Origin of the sequence: Rhodococcus sp. NBC_00294 (genome assembly GCF_036163995.1) — a bacterium.
Lineage (GTDB): Bacteria > Actinomycetota > Actinomycetes > Mycobacteriales > Mycobacteriaceae > Rhodococcoides.
In genome coordinates this window covers 1,774,167-1,793,041 of record NZ_CP108043.1, presented here as the reverse complement: position 1 = coordinate 1,793,041, position 18,875 = coordinate 1,774,167, and the positions used below count along the sequence as shown (strand labels likewise).

Annotated in this window: 19 protein-coding genes; 8 read left to right on the top strand and 11 right to left on the bottom strand. The window is 69.0% G+C overall.

What is annotated here, in order from left to right; translation table 11 throughout:
• Positions 1–96 precede the first annotated feature (96 nt).
• Positions 97–927 carry a hydroxyethylthiazole kinase gene (gene thiM / locus OHB23_RS08410; protein ID WP_328811282.1) on the top strand — a complete coding sequence of 277 codons (831 nt, stop codon included), beginning with the start codon at positions 97–99 and terminating at the stop codon, positions 925–927.
• Positions 924–2,117 carry a glutaminase A gene (gene glsA, locus OHB23_RS08405; protein ID WP_328811281.1) on the top strand — a complete coding sequence of 398 codons (1,194 nt, stop codon included), beginning with the start codon at positions 924–926 and terminating at the stop codon, positions 2,115–2,117. The genes thiM and glsA overlap by 4 nt, the downstream gene beginning before the upstream one ends.
• Before the next feature lie 58 nt (positions 2,118–2,175).
• Here glsA and OHB23_RS08400 read toward each other — a convergent pair whose 3' ends face one another.
• The 3 genes from OHB23_RS08400 to OHB23_RS08390 are packed head-to-tail and all read right to left on the bottom strand — an operon-like array spanning position 2,176 to position 5,600.
• Positions 2,176–3,063, bottom strand: a complete 888-nt coding sequence (locus OHB23_RS08400) for a pseudouridine synthase (RefSeq protein WP_328811280.1) — start codon at positions 3,061–3,063, stop codon at positions 2,176–2,178.
• Positions 3,060–3,908, bottom strand: coding sequence for an oxygen-dependent tRNA uridine(34) hydroxylase TrhO (gene trhO / locus OHB23_RS08395; protein ID WP_328811279.1), 849 nt, complete (start codon positions 3,906–3,908; stop codon positions 3,060–3,062). Before trhO ends, OHB23_RS08400 begins: the two co-directional genes overlap by 4 nt.
• Before the next feature lie 45 nt (positions 3,909–3,953).
• A complete protein-coding gene (locus tag OHB23_RS08390) occupies positions 3,954–5,600 on the bottom strand; it encodes an alkaline phosphatase D family protein (protein ID WP_328811278.1) in 1,647 nt (548 codons plus the stop codon).
• Positions 5,601–5,698: 98 nt separating this feature from the next.
• Between OHB23_RS08390 and OHB23_RS08385 the strand changes: the two genes are divergently transcribed.
• Both OHB23_RS08385 and OHB23_RS08380 read left to right on the top strand, forming a co-directional pair.
• Positions 5,699–6,727, top strand: a complete 1,029-nt coding sequence (locus OHB23_RS08385) for an NADPH:quinone reductase (protein ID WP_328811277.1) — start codon at positions 5,699–5,701, stop codon at positions 6,725–6,727.
• Between the two features lie 66 nt (positions 6,728–6,793).
• Positions 6,794–8,104, top strand: coding sequence for an MCE family protein (locus tag OHB23_RS08380; RefSeq protein ID WP_056442420.1), 1,311 nt, complete (start codon positions 6,794–6,796; stop codon positions 8,102–8,104).
• 10 nt (positions 8,105–8,114) lie between these two features.
• Here OHB23_RS08380 and OHB23_RS08375 read toward each other — a convergent pair whose 3' ends face one another.
• From OHB23_RS08375 to OHB23_RS08340, 8 genes are all read right to left on the bottom strand, one after another.
• Positions 8,115–8,582, bottom strand: coding sequence for a phosphoribosyltransferase (locus OHB23_RS08375; RefSeq protein WP_222645549.1), 468 nt, complete (start codon positions 8,580–8,582; stop codon positions 8,115–8,117).
• A 46-nt stretch (positions 8,583–8,628) separates the two neighbouring features.
• Complete coding sequence (locus OHB23_RS08370; RefSeq protein ID WP_328811276.1) at positions 8,629–9,180, bottom strand: hypothetical protein; 552 nt, start codon at positions 9,178–9,180, stop codon at positions 8,629–8,631.
• Between the two features lie 62 nt (positions 9,181–9,242).
• Positions 9,243–9,749, bottom strand: a complete 507-nt coding sequence (locus OHB23_RS08365) for a mycothiol transferase (protein ID WP_328811275.1) — start codon at positions 9,747–9,749, stop codon at positions 9,243–9,245.
• 79 nt (positions 9,750–9,828) lie between these two features.
• On the bottom strand, positions 9,829–11,352 hold the full coding sequence (locus OHB23_RS08360) for a signal peptidase I (RefSeq protein ID WP_328811274.1): 1,524 nt from the start codon (positions 11,350–11,352) through the stop codon (positions 9,829–9,831).
• The gene (locus OHB23_RS08355) at positions 11,345–11,905 is read right to left on the bottom strand and encodes a hypothetical protein (RefSeq protein ID WP_328811273.1); all 561 of its coding nucleotides are present in this window, start codon (positions 11,903–11,905) and stop codon (positions 11,345–11,347) included. The genes OHB23_RS08360 and OHB23_RS08355 overlap by 8 nt, the downstream gene beginning before the upstream one ends.
• A complete protein-coding gene (locus tag OHB23_RS08350; protein ID WP_328811272.1) occupies positions 11,902–12,462 on the bottom strand; it encodes a signal peptidase I in 561 nt (186 codons plus the stop codon). The genes OHB23_RS08355 and OHB23_RS08350 overlap by 4 nt, the downstream gene beginning before the upstream one ends.
• Entirely contained in the window at positions 12,459–13,019 is a 561-nt protein-coding gene (locus OHB23_RS08345; RefSeq protein WP_328811271.1) for a hypothetical protein, read from the bottom strand. The genes OHB23_RS08350 and OHB23_RS08345 overlap by 4 nt, the downstream gene beginning before the upstream one ends.
• Positions 13,020–13,068: 49 nt before the next feature.
• Positions 13,069–13,626 carry an alternate-type signal peptide domain-containing protein gene (locus tag OHB23_RS08340; RefSeq protein ID WP_307091493.1) on the bottom strand — a complete coding sequence of 186 codons (558 nt, stop codon included), beginning with the start codon at positions 13,624–13,626 and terminating at the stop codon, positions 13,069–13,071.
• Positions 13,627–13,988: 362 nt separating this feature from the next.
• Here OHB23_RS08340 and OHB23_RS08335 point away from each other — a divergent pair, with 362 nt between their 5' ends.
• The 4 genes from OHB23_RS08335 (at position 13,989) to OHB23_RS08320 (ending at position 18,861) form a co-directional block, all read left to right on the top strand.
• On the top strand, positions 13,989–14,786 hold the full coding sequence (locus OHB23_RS08335; RefSeq protein ID WP_328811270.1) for a TspO/MBR family protein: 798 nt from the start codon (positions 13,989–13,991) through the stop codon (positions 14,784–14,786).
• A 184-nt stretch (positions 14,787–14,970) separates the two neighbouring features.
• Positions 14,971–16,569 (top strand): aldehyde dehydrogenase (NADP(+)), encoded by a 1,599-nt coding sequence (locus OHB23_RS08330; protein ID WP_027504716.1) that lies wholly within the window; start codon positions 14,971–14,973, stop codon positions 16,567–16,569.
• Between the two features lie 79 nt (positions 16,570–16,648).
• Complete coding sequence (locus OHB23_RS08325; protein WP_222631604.1) at positions 16,649–17,602, top strand: 5-dehydro-4-deoxyglucarate dehydratase; 954 nt, start codon at positions 16,649–16,651, stop codon at positions 17,600–17,602.
• Positions 17,599–18,861: a glucarate dehydratase family protein gene (locus tag OHB23_RS08320; RefSeq protein WP_328811269.1), complete on the top strand. Its 1,263-nt coding sequence runs from the start codon at positions 17,599–17,601 to the stop codon at positions 18,859–18,861. Before OHB23_RS08325 ends, OHB23_RS08320 begins: the two co-directional genes overlap by 4 nt.
• Positions 18,862–18,875 lie beyond the last annotated feature (14 nt).

Genomic DNA, 18,875 nt, shown 5'->3' with positions numbered 1-18,875 from the left:
ACCTGTCAGCTGCGATAAGGCTACAACACACCGGGGACCATGCGCCACCGGTACCGCGTGAGGTGACGCGAAGCACCGAGCGGGTATACCCGTCTCATGACCGACCCGACGACCTCCGTGGCCGACGCGCTCGTCGCGCTGCGTGACCGCGCGCCCCTCGTCCACGCCGTGACCAATTACGTCACAGCGGGTTTCACCGCGAACGTGCTCCTCGCCGCCGGTGCCAGTGCGGCCATGGTGGACAACGAGGACGAGGTGGCGCTGTTCGCCGGGGTGGCCGACGCGGTGCTGATCAACCTCGGCACGCCCCAGCCGCAGCTGCGTGAGGTGTACCTGGCCACCGCGGCGGCCGCCGCGGCTGCGGGCACCCCGTGGGTGCTGGACCCCATCGCTGCCGGTGGACTGCCGTGGCGCGGCGCACTCGCCCGCGACCTTCTCGAGCACCGACCCGCAGCCGTGCGGGGAAACGCGTCCGAGATCATCGGTCTCCACCGCCTGGCCGGACTCGACACCGACGAGCGGAACGGGTCCGGACGCGGCGTGGACAGCTCGGACGATCCGGCGGACGCTGTCGACGCCGCACGTGGCCTGCTCGCCTACTCGACAGCGGTGTCCGCGAGTGGGGCGATCGACCACATCGCCCACGAGGGCGGACTCGCGACGGTGCACGGCGGCAGCGTCCTCATGACGAAGGTGACCGGAACCGGGTGTTCGCTCGGAGCTCTCGTCGCCGCGTACTGCGCCGCCGTCGACGACCACGGAGTCGCGACGATCGCGGCCCACACGCACGCGACGGTCGCCGCCGACATCGCGGCCGAGACCGCCACCGCGCCCGGCTCGTTCGCGGTCGCCTACCTGGACGCACTGCACGCCGTCACTCCCGACGACATCCTCCGGCGCGCGCACGTCGAGTGGCTGCCACGGTGACGTCACCGATCACCGACTACCTGGAGGCCGTGCTGCGCGCCTGCCGGAACTCGGACGGCGGCGAGGTCCTCACGGGCAACCGCATCCTCTCGGAGGCCGACCCCGACGTGTTCTCGGTCGCCGTCGTCACCGTCGAGGGCACGGTCTACTGCGCCGGCGACGTGGACTCGTCCTTCTCGATCCAGTCCATCTCCAAGGCACTCACCTACGCCCTCGCGCTGGCCGACCGTGGGCTCGACGCCGTGCACCGCAAGATCGACGTCGAGCCGTCGGGCGACGCGTTCAACGAGATCTCGCTCGAACGCGACACCGGCCGCCCGCGCAACGCGCTCATCAATGCCGGTGCCATCGCGGCACACTCGTTGGTCGAGGGGCGTGACGTCGAGCATCGCGTCGACCGGATCCTCGCGCTGCACTCCGCGTTCGTCGGCCGCGACCTCTCGATCGACGACGACGTGTTCGACGCCGAGATGGAGTCGAGCGACCGGAACCTGGCGCTCGCCCACATGCTCGCCTCGGTGAAGGTCCTCGAGTGCGATGCACACGAGGTCGTCACCGGGTACGCCAGGCAGTGCAGCATCGACGTCACCACACCCGATCTCGCGATGCTCGCGGCGACGATGGCGAACGGCGGTGTCCATCCCGAGAGCGGCGAGCGGGTGGCGACGTCCGCCGTCGTGCGACAGGTGCTCTCGACCATGACCACGTGCGGGATGTACGACGGGACGGGCGACTGGATCGCGAACGTCGGCATTCCCGCGAAGAGCGGTGTGTCGGGCGCGATCATCGGGGTGCTGCCCGGTCAGCTCGGGATCGCCGTCCACTCCCCACGACTCGACGACCGGGGCAACAGCGTGCGCGGGGTCGAGGTGTTCGAGCGACTGTCGCGGGACATGGATCTGCACATGATGGACATCGCCCCGTCCGGTCACTCCGCGGTGCGCCGGGCCCGTGAGGAGGACGGCCGCACGGTGTACGAGCTGCAGGGCGACATCCGGTTCGCCGGCGCGGAGAACATCATGAGCCGCGTCCTGGCCGACCTTCCGGACGAGCCGACACGCATCGGCTTCGAGCTCGAGCCCGCCCGAGCGGTCAACGGAGCTGCGGTGCGGCTGCTCGGTGAGCTGATCGAGCGACTGCGCGGCGACGGCCACGACGTCGAGGTGGACGACCCCAACGGGCTCATGTAGCGGGAAGGTCGGAGGCCGGCCGGGGCCAGAAAGCGGGAAGGCCGGAGGCCGGCCGCAATCAGACGAGCCGGAGTTCTCTCCGTGAGCGGAAGGTGCGGGGATCGCCGGTGAGCGGATCGGTGAAGCTCAACCGGCACGCGAGCAACTGCAGGGGTGTCGAGAAGTCGTCGGGCGCCACGGACATGAACGTCGGGTAGTACGGGTCGCCGTGGATCGGGATGCCGAGCGAGGAGAGGTGCAGTCGCAGCTGGTGCGTCTTGCCCGTGCGAGGGAAGAGCCGGTAGCGCGCCGCGTCGCCCACCCTCTCGATGATCTCCACCCGTGTCTCGCTGTTCGGCTCACCCGGTTCCTCGTGCGCGGTCATGACGCCGTGTTCCTTGACGATCCGGCTCTCGACACTGCGCGGGAAGGTGAGGCCGGGGTCGAATCCGGCGACGGCCTCGTACTCCTTGTCCACGCTCCCGTCGACGAAGAGGTCCTGGTACGCCCGGCGGAATCGGGCTGCTCTGGTGAACATCAGGACTCCCGCGGTGGCGCGGTCGAGCCGATGGGCCGGCGTGATGTCCGGCTCGTCGAAGAGCCGCCGCAGCCGCACCGTCGCGGTCTCGGTGATGTGACGCCCGCGCGGGATGGTCGCGAGGAAGTGGGGCTTGTCGACGACGACGATCGCGTCATCGACGTGCAGGATCTCCATCTCGAAGGGAACCGGCACCTCGGGCTCCGGGATCCGGTGGAAGTGCACGACGGCACCGGCGCGATAGGCCGTGTCCTCGCTGTACGGGCGGCCGCGCTCGTCGACCACCTCCCCCGCCGCCATCGTCGCCCGCCACGCGTCGCCGGGCAGCACGCTCTCCAGATATTCGAGCGTGGTCGCCGGATGCTCGCCGTGGGGCAACCGATGCCGCAGTGGTGCGAGGCCGTCCCGGAACGGCAACGGCACGGTCACGTGGGGACGCACTCGGTGCAGACCAGAGCCAACCCACGACCGTGGCCGTCGTCCGTGTCGAGGTATCGCGAGGTGGGAACACCGCAGCGTGAACAGGTTCCGATGACGGCCGGGTGGTCGGAGAACGAGACGGTGCCGCGCTGATCGAACACGTACAGCGACCCGGACCAGAGCCCGTCGTCCCCGTACCGCTCGCCGTACCGCACGATGCCGCCGTCCAGCTGGTAGACCTCCTCGAAGCCGCGCGAGCGCATCAAGGAGGACAACACCTCACATCGCACGCCCCCGGTGCAGTAGGTGACGACGGGCTTCGACTTCAGGTGGTCGAACACACCGGAATCCAACTGCGCCACGAACTCTCGCGTGTTCTCGACGTCCGGAACCACAGCGCCGTCGAAACGTCCGATCGCGGCCTCGAAGGCGTTGCGGCCGTCGAGGAAGACGACGTCGTCCCCCCGCTCGGCCACCAGGCCGTGCACCTCCTCGGGTGCGAGGTGGCGGCCACCCCCCACGACGCCGTCCGCGGTCACGTGGAGTTCGTCCGGTACTCCGAATGTCACGATCTCGGGGCGCACACGGACACTGAGTTTGGGGAAGTCGCCGCCGCGGCCGTCCGACCACTTGACGTCCGCGGCCGCGAACGGCGCGTATTCACGAGTGCCGCGGACGTACTTCTTGACTGCGCGGACGTCGCCGCCCACCGTCGCGTTGATGCCGTGCGGGGAGACGATGATCCGGCCGGTGAGCCCGTGTGCGGACGCCAGGGTGTGCTGCCACAGCCGGACCGCCTCGGGGTCCGGCAGCGGCGTGAACACGTAGAACAGCACGATCTTGGGCGTCGACACGGAGGAACAGTCTAGATTCCTCGAGCCGGCCTGAAGTCACGGCAGTCAGGGAGCCAGGGGTTGGGCGGGAGCCACCGTCTGCGTGCCCGACCCGACGCGGAAACCCGCACCGAAGTAGGCCGTCGACGCGGGATCCTCCTTGGCGGTGACGTACCAGTGATCCATCTGCGCGCCCGACGGCGTCACCTCGAAGACACCGAACCCGTGGGTGTCGAGATCGACGTACTTGACGTGGTGGTTGAAGGCCTTGAACGCCTCCTCCGCCACCCGCCCGACCGTGTGCTCCGGGACCTTCAGGAAGTCGTCGATGTTCGCCGAGGTGACCGACGTGACCACCAGCTCGGTCGCCACCGTTCCCGCCGCCGGGTACGCCGCGGCGTCGACCGGGATGTCGCAGGCCCACGAGGAGTGGATGTCGCCGGTGATGAACACGGTGTTGTCGACCCCCGCGGTACGGATCGCGTCGAGCAGCCTGCGCCGGTCGGCCGTGTACCCGTCCCACGGATCGGCGTTGTAGGACACTCCGGCGGCCGGGAGCCCGAGCAGCTGGGTGACACCTCGCGCCGCCTCGGGGTCCAGCGGCGGAATCAGAGTCGGCGTGATCATCACCGGGTTGCCGATGATGCGCCACTGCGTGGGCGACGACGTCAGACCTGCCGTCAGCCACGCCATCTGGTCGGCGCCGGTGATGGTGCGATCCGGCGAGTCCACCGCCGGGCCCTGAAACGGCAGCACCTGCTTCGAACGGTAGGTGCGGAGATCGAGCATCGACAGCTCCATCAGCGTCCCGAACCGCAGTCGGCGGTACAGGTGCCGGTTGTTCGCGGTTCCCGCAGCGCGCACGGGCATCCACTCGTAGTAGGCCTGAACCGAGTTGGCCTTGCGCGAGGCCCAGTCCCCCTCGGTGTCCGGCTGATGGTTCTCGGCGCCCGTGGCGTAGGCGTCGTTCGCCGACTCGTGGTCGTCCCACGTGCAGATCCACGGCACACCGCGGTGAGCGGCCTGGAGATCCGGATCGGACTTGTACTGGCCGTGCCGAATTCGGTAGTCGGCGAGAGAGACGATCTCGTGCAGTGGATCGTGCACTCGCACGACGCCGTTCTTGCCCTCGAACCCGCCCGTCTCGTACTCGTAGATGTAGTCGCCCAGATGGATGATCGCATCGAGATCCTGGCGGGCGGCGAGATGGCGATACGCGGAGAAGTACCCCGACTCCCAATTGGCGCACGACACGACGCCGAATCGCAGGCGCGCGACGTCGGCCTCGGCGGCAGGGGCAGTACGGGTGGTGGCCACCGTCGACGACTCGCCCGCCGCCGTGAAGCGGTAGTGATAGGTCGTCGCCGGGCTCAGACCGGTGACGTCGACCTTCACCGTGTGGTCGGTGTCTGCAGAGGTGACGACGCTGCCCGAGCGCACCACGTCGGTCAGCGCGGCGTCGCGCGCCAGATCCCATGTGACGGTGGTGGCCGGTCCACGGCCGGACCCCGGCGTCGCGTCGGGGGTCGGCGTGACGCGGGTCCACAGCAGGATCGCATCCTCGAGTGGGTCGCCCGAGGCGACACCGTGTCGGAAGACGGACGACGACTGCGCCGCCGCGGTCCGGGCGGTGAGGGTCGCCGCGGCGCCCACCCCTGCGGCGAGGGTGGTGGTCCGGAGGAAGCCGCGGCGGTTCAGAGAAGTCTCGTGCACGCCCGTGAGTCCATGCCATGGGGGCCGATCGGTCAAGTGAACGTTCGAGCGGCGCCCTCTCAGGAACAGGACCCCCCGGTCGAATCGTTGCGCCACACATGAAGGCGATCGTCTACACCGAGACCGGTGCACCCTCCGTCCTGACCGCAGTCGACCGCGACATCGTGGAGCCGGGCGCCGGCGAGGTGCGGGTGCGCCTCGTCGTCGCGGGGGTCAATCCCACCGACTGGAAGTCGCGGACGGGCGCGGGTCCGGGGCAGAAGCCCGCGTTCGACGAGGTGGTCCCGGGCCAGGACGGGGCCGGTGTCGTCGACGCGGTCGGCCCGGAGGTCGAGGGCATCGCCACCGGTGACCGGGTGTGGCTGCTGCTCGCCCAGCACGAGCGCCCCACCGGAACCGCCCAGGAGTTCACCGTCGTCCCGGCGGATCGCGTGGTCCGGCTGCCCGAGAACGCCGACTTCGACCTCGGCGCCTCGCTCGGCGTCCCGGCGGTGACCGCCCATCGCGCGCTCACCGTGTCCGAGGACGGACCGTCCCGTCTCCATCCGGGCGCACTGGACGGCAAGACCGTCCTGGTCGCCGGCGGTGCAGGTGCGGTCGGCCACGCCGCGATCCAACTGGCCCGCTGGGCCGGCGCCACCGTCATCACGACGGTGAGCGGCCCGGAGAAGGCAGGTCTGGCCACCGCAGCCCGTGCGCACCACATCGTCAATTACAAGTCCGGCGACGCTGTGGCTCGCATCCGCGAACTGGCTCCGCACGGTGTGGACATCATCGTCGAAGTGGCTCCCGCCCAGAACGCGGAGCTCGATGCCGCCGTCGCCGCACCCCGCGCGTCGGTCGCGATCTACGCGAACAACGGCGGCGACGCGGTCTCCATCGACATCCGCCCGAGCATGGTCGGCAACATCCGGTACCAGTTCGTGCTGCTGTACACCGTGGGAACCGCCGCTCTCGAGGCCGCGAAGCACGACGTGACCGAGGCTGTTCGGGCCGGTGCACTTCCGGTCGGTGAGTCGCACGGGCTGCCGCTGCACCGCTTCTCTCTCGGTGCCACGGCCGACGCTCATGCCGCCGTCGAGTCCGGGGTGACCGGAAAGGTGCTCATCGACATCAGCGCCCCGTGATCCTTTCGTGTCAACGGTCGAGAGGCCATTGACAAATGGTGTGATCGCGGTCACCATTCCCGGATGATGGTGCGCCGCCTGGCCGGTCTCGCGTTCTTTCTGGCCGTGGTGGCCTTCGTCGGCTTCACCACCGCGGTGTACGCCCGGACATTCGAGTCCGTGGTGACGGTGGAACTGCGCACCGATTCGGTGGGAAACGCGCTGCCACCCGACGCCGACGTCAAGGTGCGGGGAGTCATCGTCGGCCAGGTGCGATCGTCGACCACGGAGAACGGTGTCGTGATCTCCCGCATCGCGCTCGAGGAGGACTCGGCACCGATGATTCCGGCGTCCGTGACGGCGCGTCTGTTGCCCAAGACGCTGTTCGGCGAGCGCTACGTCGCACTCCAGATTCCGCGGGGAGGGACGGGCACTCCCATCGCGGAAGGCGACGTCATCGAGCAGGACACGAGCGGCAACGCTATCGAGGTCGGCCAATTACTGGACAGCCTGCTGCCCTTGCTCGACGCCATTCCCCCGGACAAGTTGGCCACCACTCTGGGCGCGCTGTCGCAGGCCCTCGACGGGCGGGGCGAGGCACTCGGTCGCACCCTCGACCGACTCGACGAGATCGTCACCGGCCTCAGCCGTGAACTGCCCGCGCTGCAGCAGGATCTCGTCGACTTCGCCGCCCTGACGGAGACCTACTCCACCGCGGCTCCGGATCTGCTCGACGCGCTCGACAACCTCACCGTCACGGGCAACACGCTCGTCGAGCGACGTCCCGCCGTCGACACGCTTCTGACGTCGGCGACCGCATCGTCCGGCAGCACCGCGGACCTGCTCGCGGCGAACGCCGAGTCGATCATCACCATCGCCGACGGCAGCAGAGAGACGTTGGAGTTGCTCGCCGAGTTCTCCCCCACGTTCGGGTGCATGCTGCCCAAGTTCGCGGGCCTGATCGGGGAGGCGAGACGCATTCTGGGAGTGGGTGATCCGTACCCCGGTGCGCGCGCCACCATCAATTTCGTCAACCCGCGCGGCGGCTACCTCCCCAACCAGGACGAACCGCGCCTCTTCGACGACAGGCCGGCCGCCTGCTATCAGGACGTCACCGCACCCGGACGGTTCTTCCCGCAGTACCCGGGCAGTGGACTCAACGACGGGTCGTACCAGGTGCCCTCACGCAATCCCGGCCCACAGGACATCGAGTACGCATCGCTCCCACAGCAGTCACCCGTTCCGGCCGACGCGTCGTACGCCGGATCGGACGCCGAGCGAGACACGCTGGCCGTCATCTACGGACAGGGCAGCGGCGTCGAGCCCACCGCGGTCCCGTCCTGGACGACGCTGATCGGCGCACCCGCACTCCGCGGCGCCGAGGTGGCGATCCGCTGACGGCAGCAGGTCAATCCTGTTCGATGACCGGCTCCGAGGACCACGGGAACTCGATCCACAGATCGGTCTCCCGCCACGAGAAGTCCGGCGTGATGATGGTGCGGGGCTTGGTGTAGACGACGGCGGACTTCACCTCTGCCGCATGCTCTTTCAGCAAGCCCACGACCAGCGCGAGAGTGCGCCCGGAGTCGGCGACGTCGTCCACGACGAGCAGCTTCTTGCCCACGAGTGCATCGGTGTCGAGCAATGGCGCGAGCACCACCGGATCCGGCAGCGTCTCCTCGACGTCGGTGTAGAACTCGACGTTGAGCGTGCCGGCGGCCTTCACACCCATCGCGTAGGCCAGAGCCCCGGCCGGGATGAGTCCGCCGCGTGCGATCGCGATGACGATGTCCGGCCGGAAGCCACTGTCCACGACGGTGCGTGTGAGCTCACGCGACGCCGTGCCGAACAGGTCCCACGTCAGTGTCTCGCGCATGGGGACTCACGTTACCCGTGCCGGTGCCACCGGATCGGACGAGCGATCACGGCCACTCGATGGTCTCCGCGGCGGCGATGTCGTCGACGACCATGGTCACCACGGCCTCGATCGGTGATCCGATGCGGGCGAGGAGCACGTCCGTGACCGCCGCCGACGCACGGATCGCAGGCGCCGCGGCCATTCTCGCCACAACCACCTGGCCGTCGTCTCGCCGGTCGTCGGGGTCCTGACTCTCGTCCCCGGCGCTCGACCCGCTCGTCCGACGCTCCGGTTCCGGATGGACCCCCAGGGTGCCGAGCACCACGGCCACGACGTCGGACGGATCCGACCCGGTGTCCTTCGCGGCGGCCTCGCGGACGACGGCGCCCACGTCGTCACCGTCGAGGCCGTCGGGATGAGCAGCCTCGAGGAGCATCCGCAGGATCGCGGCGTAGACGTCCTCGACGCGAACACCGTTCTGCGAAGCCAGTTCCGACACAGCATCGTCGACCGCGTCGGCATCGGAGTCTCGCAGCGCCGCGGAGAGTCGGACGATGCCGTCGGCGACATCGCGTGCGGACGCCGGCCAACGCAGCGGCCAGGTGGTGGTGGTCATCGTTCGGGTCCTCTCGTGCTGAGTGCCGTCACGATGTCACGGCCGTCCGACACGGGGCTCTCTCACCGCCGCTCGACGACTCCACGGATGAATGCCGCCTGGCCGATGTGCTGTAGATCGTCGGACACGACACTGACGAGGCGGACGGCCAGCGTGACCGGCGGATCCCAGTTCTCGTCGATCACCCGGTCGAGGTCTTCTGCCGTGAGGGTGTCGAGGTACTCGACGGTGCGCGCATGAACGGCATCGACGTACCCGGCGAGGAGCTCAGCGTCGACGTCGACCTTGCCCACGTCCTCCGTCGACTGCCCGTACCCGATGGCGTCGTCGTCGAACGGAAGTGCGAAGCGGGCGTTCCATCCGTCCGCGGTGTAGACCTGCTCGCTGCCCGCCACACCCGCGACGTGATCGTCCTGCACCCGCGCGAGATGCCACACCAGCCAGGCGATGGTGTTGGCCTCCGGATCGATGCGGTAGGTCAGCGCCTCCCGATCCAGGCCGTCGAGCATCGTGTGCACGGTCTCCTTGATGCGGTCGTACGCGTCGATGAGCACGCCTCTGTGGTCCACCGGTGATCTCCTTCGTGTCGGTGGCCTCAGTGTGCCCGCGCCCCCGGACACGGAAACGCCGGACCTCTCGCGCGAGAGGTCAGAGCAGGGCGCCGATGTCGGCCGGGAGTTCGGCCGTCGACGCGGCACTCTCGGTGGCGACACCGTTCGCCACGACGATGCGCGACACCCCGGAATCTGCCAGGACGTACAGGTCACCCGCGGTCGAGAAGACGACGCCCGAGCCGTACCGCGCACTCGGCGTGAGGGTGCGGGAGTACAGCGACGTGCCGTCCGGTCCGGTCAGCGTCAGGGTGTTCCCCGCGACCGACGCGGTGGTCGCGCCGCTCGTCGCCGAGCCTCCGTCGGCCACGAACGCGCTCGCCGGTGGGGGCGGTGGGGTGGTGCTCGTCGGCGGCAGCGGCGGGGCTGCCGTCGTCGTCACAGGAGGTGTGGTGGTCGGAGCCGGGGCGACGGTCGTGGTGGTGGTCGAGGTGACCGGGGGCGCGGTTGTCGTGGATGCGGGAACCGGAGTCGTGGTGCCGGGTGCAGGCGTCGTCGATGGTGCCGTTGCTGTCGTCGTCGGTGCGACGCGGGCGGCGGCGAGCGGCGCGGTCGTCGTCGGTGTGACCGTTCCCGGGGTGACGCACGTCGAGATCCCGTTCGATCCCAGCGAGGTGACCGAGATACGGCGCGTCAGAGCGGGAGTCGACACGAACTCTCCGACGCGCGAGTAGAGCGAGACGGTGAAGTTCTGTAACAGGGAGAGGATCTCGGCCGGCGGGTAACTCGACAGGGTGCCGGCCGGCAGATTGACGGTGCGCGACTGACCGAGCAGTGCCTCCGACTGGAACACGAGCCGGTAGCCGTAGAGCGGATCGACGGACGGCCAGGACAGCAGCGCTGCTCGGTTGCTTCCTTGGAGAGAATCGGTGCAGGTGAAGCTCGTCGGCCGGACCATCGTCGCGGCCGTCGGAACGGCCCGCGCCTGCGCCGTGTCGTTCAGGGCTGCCTCGGTCCCTTGCGTCGCCGCAAATCCGGGGACCACCACGACCGCCACCAGTGCTGCCGCGACCCCGGAATGCACTCGATGACGACCGGGCCGGACGGGCGATTCCCTGCGGAGACTTGTCGGCCGTACAACGACGTACAGCAGAGCCGCCGCGGCGAGACCGCCGACGACCCACGCGAACGGTGTGGACAACCAGGACGCTGCATAGCCCGCGTACGGCACGTGCGCGACGACCCGGTCGACGGAAGACAGGATGTACGGATCGGCGTCCGGTGTGGAGTTGGCGTCACCCTTCAGGATCAAGACGGCGGTCTCCCCCTCGGCGAAGTCGACACGGTCGACGCGGTGAGTGATGCGCGACCCGTCGGAGCGGAGCACGCTGACCACGTCTCCGACCTGAACCTCCACCGCGGACGTCTCACGGGCGAGCGCCAGCGATCCGGTGGGGATCGACGGCTCCATCGAGCCAGATCGGAAGACCAAGGGTGTCAACGAGAACACGGAGGCGCAGACCGCGAACACGATGCAGAGGGCGCCGAGCACGGCGGCGGCGGTGAGCGCGCGGTCGGCGACCCGGCGCCGCCGATCGGATGTCTCGGAGTGGTCAGGCACTTCCCACCCCCGTCGCAGCGAAGGTGAACGTCACGGTGTTGTTGACACCCTGCAGGGTGTTGGCTGCGTTGATCGACAGATCGAACTGCACACACAGCGACTCGGTCGCGCCGACAGCCAGCGGGCGTGACGTGGTCAGGACGGGCGTCGTACCCCCAGTGCACGTGAGACCGGTCGTGACAGAACTGACGGCGACACCCGTGCCGGCTCTCACCGTGGTGGTCAGGCTGGTCCCGAGGCCACCGGTCGACGTCACCGCGGTGGGGGTGTAGGTGAAGGCGATATTACCCGCGTTCCGGACGTTGACCAGCGCCGCAGTCGACCTGCCGGGCAGGATGTTTCCCGCGGGCAGGGTGATCGTGGCGGGCGTAGGTGCGCCCTCTGTTCCGTTGACGGTGATGTCGACCGACCCGGTGAGGAACTGGCCGGACGTCGTCGTCGAGGACGTCGACCACGCGGCGAGGGTCCCGACGGTGCCGAGGCCGAACACCAGGCCGGACGCCAGGATCGCTCGCAGACGAACGCTGGTGGGAGTGCTCACCGAGAACGTCACGACGCGTGCCTACCCGTACGTCGTCGGTCCCGCGCTGCCGAGACGAACTGTGCTGCGGCGTAGAGGAACAGCAGTGCAGCGCCGGCACCCACGACGAGGGTGCGCGTCTGACCGGTGAGCCAGTTGTTGACGTAACCGAGGTACGGGATGGCATACCAGACGGCGCCGCGAATCTGGCCCGGCTGCACGACATCCGGGTCGGGCTGCGGATTGTTGTCGCCCTGAGTGGTGTAGACCCGAGCGCCGTCCTTGTCCAGACCGGTCGCGATGATGCGGTGTGTCACGACGTCGGGCTCGCCCGAGCGAATCTGGTACGTGATCGATGATCCGACGCTCAGTTGCTCGCTGGGCTTGACGACGACGAGGGTGCCCGGAGGGTAGGTGGGTTCCATCGACTGGGTGAGGATCGTGTACGGCTGAGCCCCGGCAACCTTCGGCACGACCACGGCGGCGAGAAGTACACCCACCACGCCGATCAGCAGCACCCAGGACAGAACGGTGCCGATCCACCACAACGGACCTGTGTGGCGCTCGGTCGCGTCCTCGTGTGTCGTCATCGTGTCTGCTCCACTGCGAAGGCGAAGCGGTGGGTGTAGGCCACCGCGCTGGTCGACGTGACCTGAGTGAGAGTCGTTCTGATACACCAGGTCTGACTCGCACCCTTGGCAAGGCTCTGCCACAACGGGGCAACCGCGGTGGTCGGAGCAGACGTCGACAAGGTTCCGAAGGCCGTCCCCATCGGAGTGGTCGCGGAGCACGTGGCGCCAGACGACAGCACCGCACCGGCGAGGGACACCGTCGCGGCGGCGTTCGCCGTGGAGACGGCCGGGCCCGCAGCGGACAACCGGAAGCGCAGCGGGGTGTCACCGGTGTTCGTGATCACCAGCGGCGCCTGCACCGCCTCGTTCAACGCGACCGGATTCTTGGTCAGTGCGGTGAAGACGTAGTCCGACCCGGACGGCGAGCCGGCAGCCAATGACAGCGTTCCGGTGCGCACGGTCGCACCGGCCACCGTCACGTCGTCACGCCAGAGCGCCCCGGTGCTCTGCACCGAGCCGAACACCAGGGCAGCGGCCCCCACGACCGCCGCCCCGAGCCACATTTTCCGCGGCACGTCAGTTCACCTCGCTGGCTGGGTGTTCGGAATCAGGCAGATCGGCGCGTCAGGGAGCAGTCGTGCGGGCGGCCTGCTGCAGGTTGATCCGAAAGGCGGACAGGTTCACCGAGTCCTCGGTTCCCACCTGGTTCGGCGTCGTCTCGACGAACGTGACGGTCACCGTGACATCGACGAGGCGGTTGTTGTCCGCCTCCGTGATCTGGTTGTTGGCGAGGGGCGTGCCGTTGTACGTGCTGACCAACGACACCGGGGTGTTCGTCGGGGTCAGTTCGCCAGTGCGCTGGATGCTCTGAGCATCCGCGGCGATGGTCGCACGAAGATTCTCGCCGTCCGCGAGTACTCGGTACTGCGCCTTGTACTGGAGGACGTCGCCCGGAACCATCCGGAACGTGGCGATGTCGAGGGGGCCCGGCGTCTTGACCGGTCCCGGCGAGACGTCGGTCCACACACCTGCGGCGACCGGCGAGATATCCAGGTTGCCCGCCGTGATGGTGCCGCCCTGGACGGTCTCGGCGTCACTCCACAGCGCGTAGCTTCCCGCGCCACCGAGCAGGAGGATACCGGCGGCACCCGCAGCGAGGGCACCCTTCGTGGTCTTGTTCATGGGGTTCACTTCCGTCGTGTCCTCCACGCCGGAGGTCGGCGCGGTTTAACCATTGCTTCGCTAGCTGATTACCCATTCGTTACATGTCCCAAAGCGGATGGGGGATCCGGCAAGCTCTTTGAGACGTACCTCAAAACCGTTCGCGCCCGGGGAGTTACACCATGCGCGGCCCGGCGAAATGGCCCCAGCCAGCCATTATTAGCCATTACTGCGCCATTGCGTAAGAGCGGTTCCAGTAGGCAATATCGGCCAATCCTGGATGCCGATACTGGAATGGTGGGTCACACAAATCTTTCACCCTGTTTCTCGGATCGCGGTTTCGGGCACTCCACGGCCACCATCCACTCGCTCGAAGGACTCCCATGACCCATGACACGGCCACACCTCGGCAGCGCACCGAGCCCGCATCGTCGGGCCAGGTTCTCCTGGTCGTCGTCAGCGCGATCATCGCCGTCGTCGGTGGATTTCTGGGCTCCGGCGCCGTGGTCGGCACACCGATCGCCGAAGCAGCCGACGGCGCCCTCAGCGCGACCGCCACCCTGGTCGCCCCGGCGGGGCCCGCATTCTCCATCTGGTCGGTCATCTACCTCGGACTGATCGCCTACGCGGCGTGGCAGGCACTGCCCGCCCAGCGCCGGTCCGAGCGGCAACGAGCACTCCGCGTACCCATCGCCGTGACGATGCTGCTCAATGCCGCGTGGATCACCGTGGTGCAGTTCGGGCAGGTACTGCTGAGCGTCGTCGTGATCGTCGCGCTGCTCGCGAGCCTGGCGTTCGTGTTCGCGCGGCTGATCGCGGCTCCGCGGACCACCGCCGTCGACACGGTGATCACCGACGGGACGATGGGCCTCTACCTCGGGTGGGTGGCGATCGCGACGGTCGCGAACGTCAGCGCATGGCTCGCGTCGACGGGCGTCGAGTCGGCGGCCACCCTGTGGGCCGTTCTCGTTCTCGTCGTCGCGGCGCTCGTCGGACTGTTCCTGGCCACCGTCTCCGCCGGACGGATCGCGCCCGCACTGTCTCTCGCGTGGGGACTCGGGTGGGTCGCGCAGGGGCGCCTGTCCGGCGAGGTCCTGAACACCACCGTCGGGTGGACCGCCGCGACGGCGGCAGTCGTCGTTCTCGTGGGCACGGTCGCCGTGCGAGTGCGCTCCCGCTGACGTTCCGTGTTCCCGCGGCCGCTGCAACCACCACGGGAACACACAACGCCCGCGGGAACCGAGGCGTCACCCCTGTCGATACCGACAGTGCATCGCTGCAGTGCAATTTTGACTTGGACTTGTATGACACGGCGCCTTAGCGTCGTGTGTACAACCACGCACTGCGAGAAGGGCTGATGCACTGATGACTGCAACGGTGACGACGACCGCTCCTCTGACCGGGGAGCTGATCATCGCCGGGTCCACCGTCCCCGGCACCGGCACGACCGTCCACGGCATCGATCCGTCCACCGGCGCGGATCTCGAGCCCGCCTACCGGCACGGCACGATGGCCGACGTCGACGCGGCCTGCGCGGCGGCGGACGAGGCCTTCGACGCCTACCGCTCCACCACGTCCGAGGCGCGCGCCGACTTCCTCGACGCCATCGCCGACAACATCGAGGCGCTGGGCGAGACGCTCATCGAGCGCGCGGTGGCCGAGTCCGGCCTGCCCGTCGGTCGGATCACCGGTGAGGTCGGCCGCACCAGCGGACAGCTCCGCCTGTTCGCCTCGGTGCTCCGCGAGGGCAGCTGGAACGGTGCCCGCATCGACCCCGCACAGCCGGATCGCGCACCCCTTCCCCGCGCCGACATCCGCCAGCGCACGGTCTCACTCGGACCGGTGGTCGTGTTCGGCGCCAGCAACTTCCCGCTCGCCTTCTCCGTCGGCGGCGGCGACACCGCATCGGCACTCGCCGCCGGATGCCCCGTCATCGTCAAGGCCCACGACGCCCACCCGGGTACGTCCGAGTACGTCGGCCGCGCGATCACCGAGGCCGCCGCGTCGACCGGCATGCCGGCAGGAGTGTTCTCGCTCGTCTACGGCGACGGCCGCACCATCGGCACCGCTCTGGTCACCGACCCGCGCGTCAAGGCCGTCGGCTTCACCGGATCCCGTTCCGGCGGCACCGCTCTGGTACGCGCCGCAGCCGGTCGACCGGAACCGATCCCGGTGTACGCCGAGATGAGCTCCATCAACCCGGTGTTCCTGTTCCCGCACGCCCTCGAGACGCGGGCCGCAGATCTGGGCCGCGCCTTCGTCGCCTCCCTGACGCTCGGCTCCGGACAGTTCTGCACCAATCCCGGCCTCGTCATCGCGCAGGACGGACCGGAACTCGACGCCTTCGTCGCGGCCGCTGCGGACGCCGTCGCGGCCAGCACCCCGACCACCATGCTGACGCCGAACATCGCCGACAGCTACGGCAAGGGTGTCGACGCGCTGAGCGCCGCCGCAGACGAGGTCGCCCGCGGCACCGTCACCGACGCACCCAACGCCGGCCGCGCGGCACTCTTCAGCACCGACGCCGCGACGTTCCTCGACCGAGACGTGTTGCAGGCCGAAGTGTTCGGCGCATCCGCGCTCGTCGTCCGCTGCACCTCGGCCGAGCAGGTCGCCGCCGTGGCCCGCGCTCTCGAAGGTCAGCTCACCGCGACGATCCACGCCGACGCCGCCGATCACGCCGACGCCGGACGCCTGCTCCGCGTCCTCGAGCTGAAGGCCGGACGCATCCTCTTCGACGGGTGGCCCACGGGCGTCGAGGTGGGCCACGCGATGGTCCACGGCGGCCCTTACCCGGCGACGTCCGACTCACGCTCGACTTCGGTCGGCTCGCTCGCCATCGAGCGGTTCCTGCGCCCTGTCGCGTACCAGGACGTTCCCGCCGCGTTGCTCCCCAGCGCCATCGCCGACGGCAACCCCGACGGCATCTGGCGGCGTGTCGACGGCCAACTCTCCCGCGACTGACCCCGCCACTCACCTTCCTGCACCACACCGGCCGGCCTCCGGCCTTCCCGCACCACACCCTCGTACACCAGGAGATCTCATGCTCGACGGCGTCCTCTTCTTCCCTGTCACCCCCTTCACCGACTCCGGCGAGGTGGACCACGCACTTCTCGCCGAGCACATCGCGAAGGGTGTCGACGCGGGCCCCGGCGGTGTCTTCATCGCCTGCGGCACCGGTGAGTTCCACGCTCTCGAGGCCGTCGAGTTCGGCGAGATCGTCGCCACCGCGGTGCGTACCGTCGCCGGCCGCGTCCCGGTCTACGCGGGCGCGGGTGGTTCGGTGGCCCAGGCGAAGATCTTCGCCCGATCCGCTCGTGACAACGGTGCCGACGGCATCCTGCTGCTCCCGCCCTACCTGGTGACCATGCCGCAGGCCGGCCTGGTCGAGTACACCCGCGAGGTCACCTCCGTCACCGACCTGCCGGTGATCGTCTACAACCGCGGCAACGCGCGCTACGACGAGGCGTCGGCCGTCGAGGTCGCCCACTTCCCCACCGTCGTCGGATTCAAGGACGGCACAGGCGATCTGGATCGCGTCTCGCGTATCGTGCGCGCGGTCGAGGACTCCCTGGCGCCCACCGGCAAGGCGTTCCAGTTCTTCAACGGACTGCCCACGGCCGAGGTCTCGCAGCAGGCCTACCGCGCCATCGGCGTCACGCTCTACTCGTCGGCCACGTTCGCCTTCGCCCCGGAGCTGGCCCTGGCGTTCTACACCTCGCTCGAGAACGACGACGTCACGCTCACCGACGCCCTGCTGCGCGAGTTCTTCCACCCACTCGTGCGTCTGCGCGACTCGGTACCCGGCTACGCCGTCTCCCTGATCAAGGCGGGCGTCACCCTCGAAGGTGTTGCCGCCGGCCCCGTTCGGGCACCGCTGATCGACGCGGCCCCCGCGGACGTGGAGGCCCTCACCGCGATCATCGCAGCCGGCCGCGCCGTGCTCGCCGACTCCCTCGCAGCCGACTCGGTCACCAAGGAGGCCGTGCACTCGTGAGCAGCCGCATCACCTCCGTCACCGTCACCCCCGTCGCCTTCGCCGACCCGCCGCTGCTCAACACCGTCGGAGTCCATCAGCCGTTCGCTCTGCGCGCGATCGTGCAGATCCGGACCGACGACGGCGCCGTGGGTCTGGGCGAGACCTACGCCGACACCGCGCATCTCGTTCGCCTGAACGCTGCTGCCGAGGCCATGGTCGGGGTGGACGTCTTCGCACTCCACGCGCTGCGCGCCGTCGTGGACGAGTGCCTGGGCGGCCTGACGGTGACGGGTGGTGACGGGGTGGCCGGCATGATCACGACGGCCAGCACCACCGATCGGGTGTACTCGCCCTTCGAGGTGGCGTGCCTCGACATCCAGGGCAAGATCCTCGGGCGGCCCGTCTCCGATCTTCTCGGTGGCCTGGTGCGCACGGCCGTACCGTTCAGTGCCTATCTCTTCTACAAGTGGGCCGGGCACCCCGGCTCCGCGGACGACGAGTGGGGTGCCGCGCTCGATCCCGAGGGCATCGTCGCGCAGGCCCGACGGATGATCGACCGGTACGGCTTCGGCGCGATCAAGCTCAAGGGCGGGGTGTTCCCACCCGAGCAGGAGATCGCCGCGATGCACGCGCTGCGCGAGGCGTTTCCCGATCTCCCACTGCGGCTGGATCCCAACGCGGCGTGGACCGTCGACACGTCCCTCGAGGTCGCGTCGGCCCTGACCGGTGTCGTCGAGTATCTCGAGGACCCCACACCGGGCCTGGACGGAATGTCGGAGGTGGCCCGCAAGGCCGCCATGCCGCTGGCGACCAACATGTGTGTCGTGGCGTTCGATCAGCTCGAGCCGTCGGTCCGACGCGACTCGGTCGGGGTCGTGCTGTCCGATCACCACTACTGGGGTGGACTGCAACGCTCACGGCTGCTCGCCGGCATCTGCGACACCTTCGGACTCGGCCTGTCGATGCACTCGAACTCCCATCTCGGCATCTCGCTCGCCGCGATGGTGCACCTCGCCGGCGCCACGCCGAATCTCACGTACGCCTGCGACACACACTGGCCGTGGAAGACCGAGGACGTCGTGGTCCCGAGCGTTCTGCGCATCGAGAACGGCGCCGTCGCGGTACCCACGGGACCGGGGCTGGGCGTCGAACTCGACGAGGACGCGCTGGCGAGGCTGCACCAGCAGTACCTCGACTGCGGGATCAGGGACCGTGACGACACCGGCTACCGGCAGAGTCTCGAACCCGACTTCGTCAACTCCTCGCCGCGATGGTGACCGGCCGTTCACAC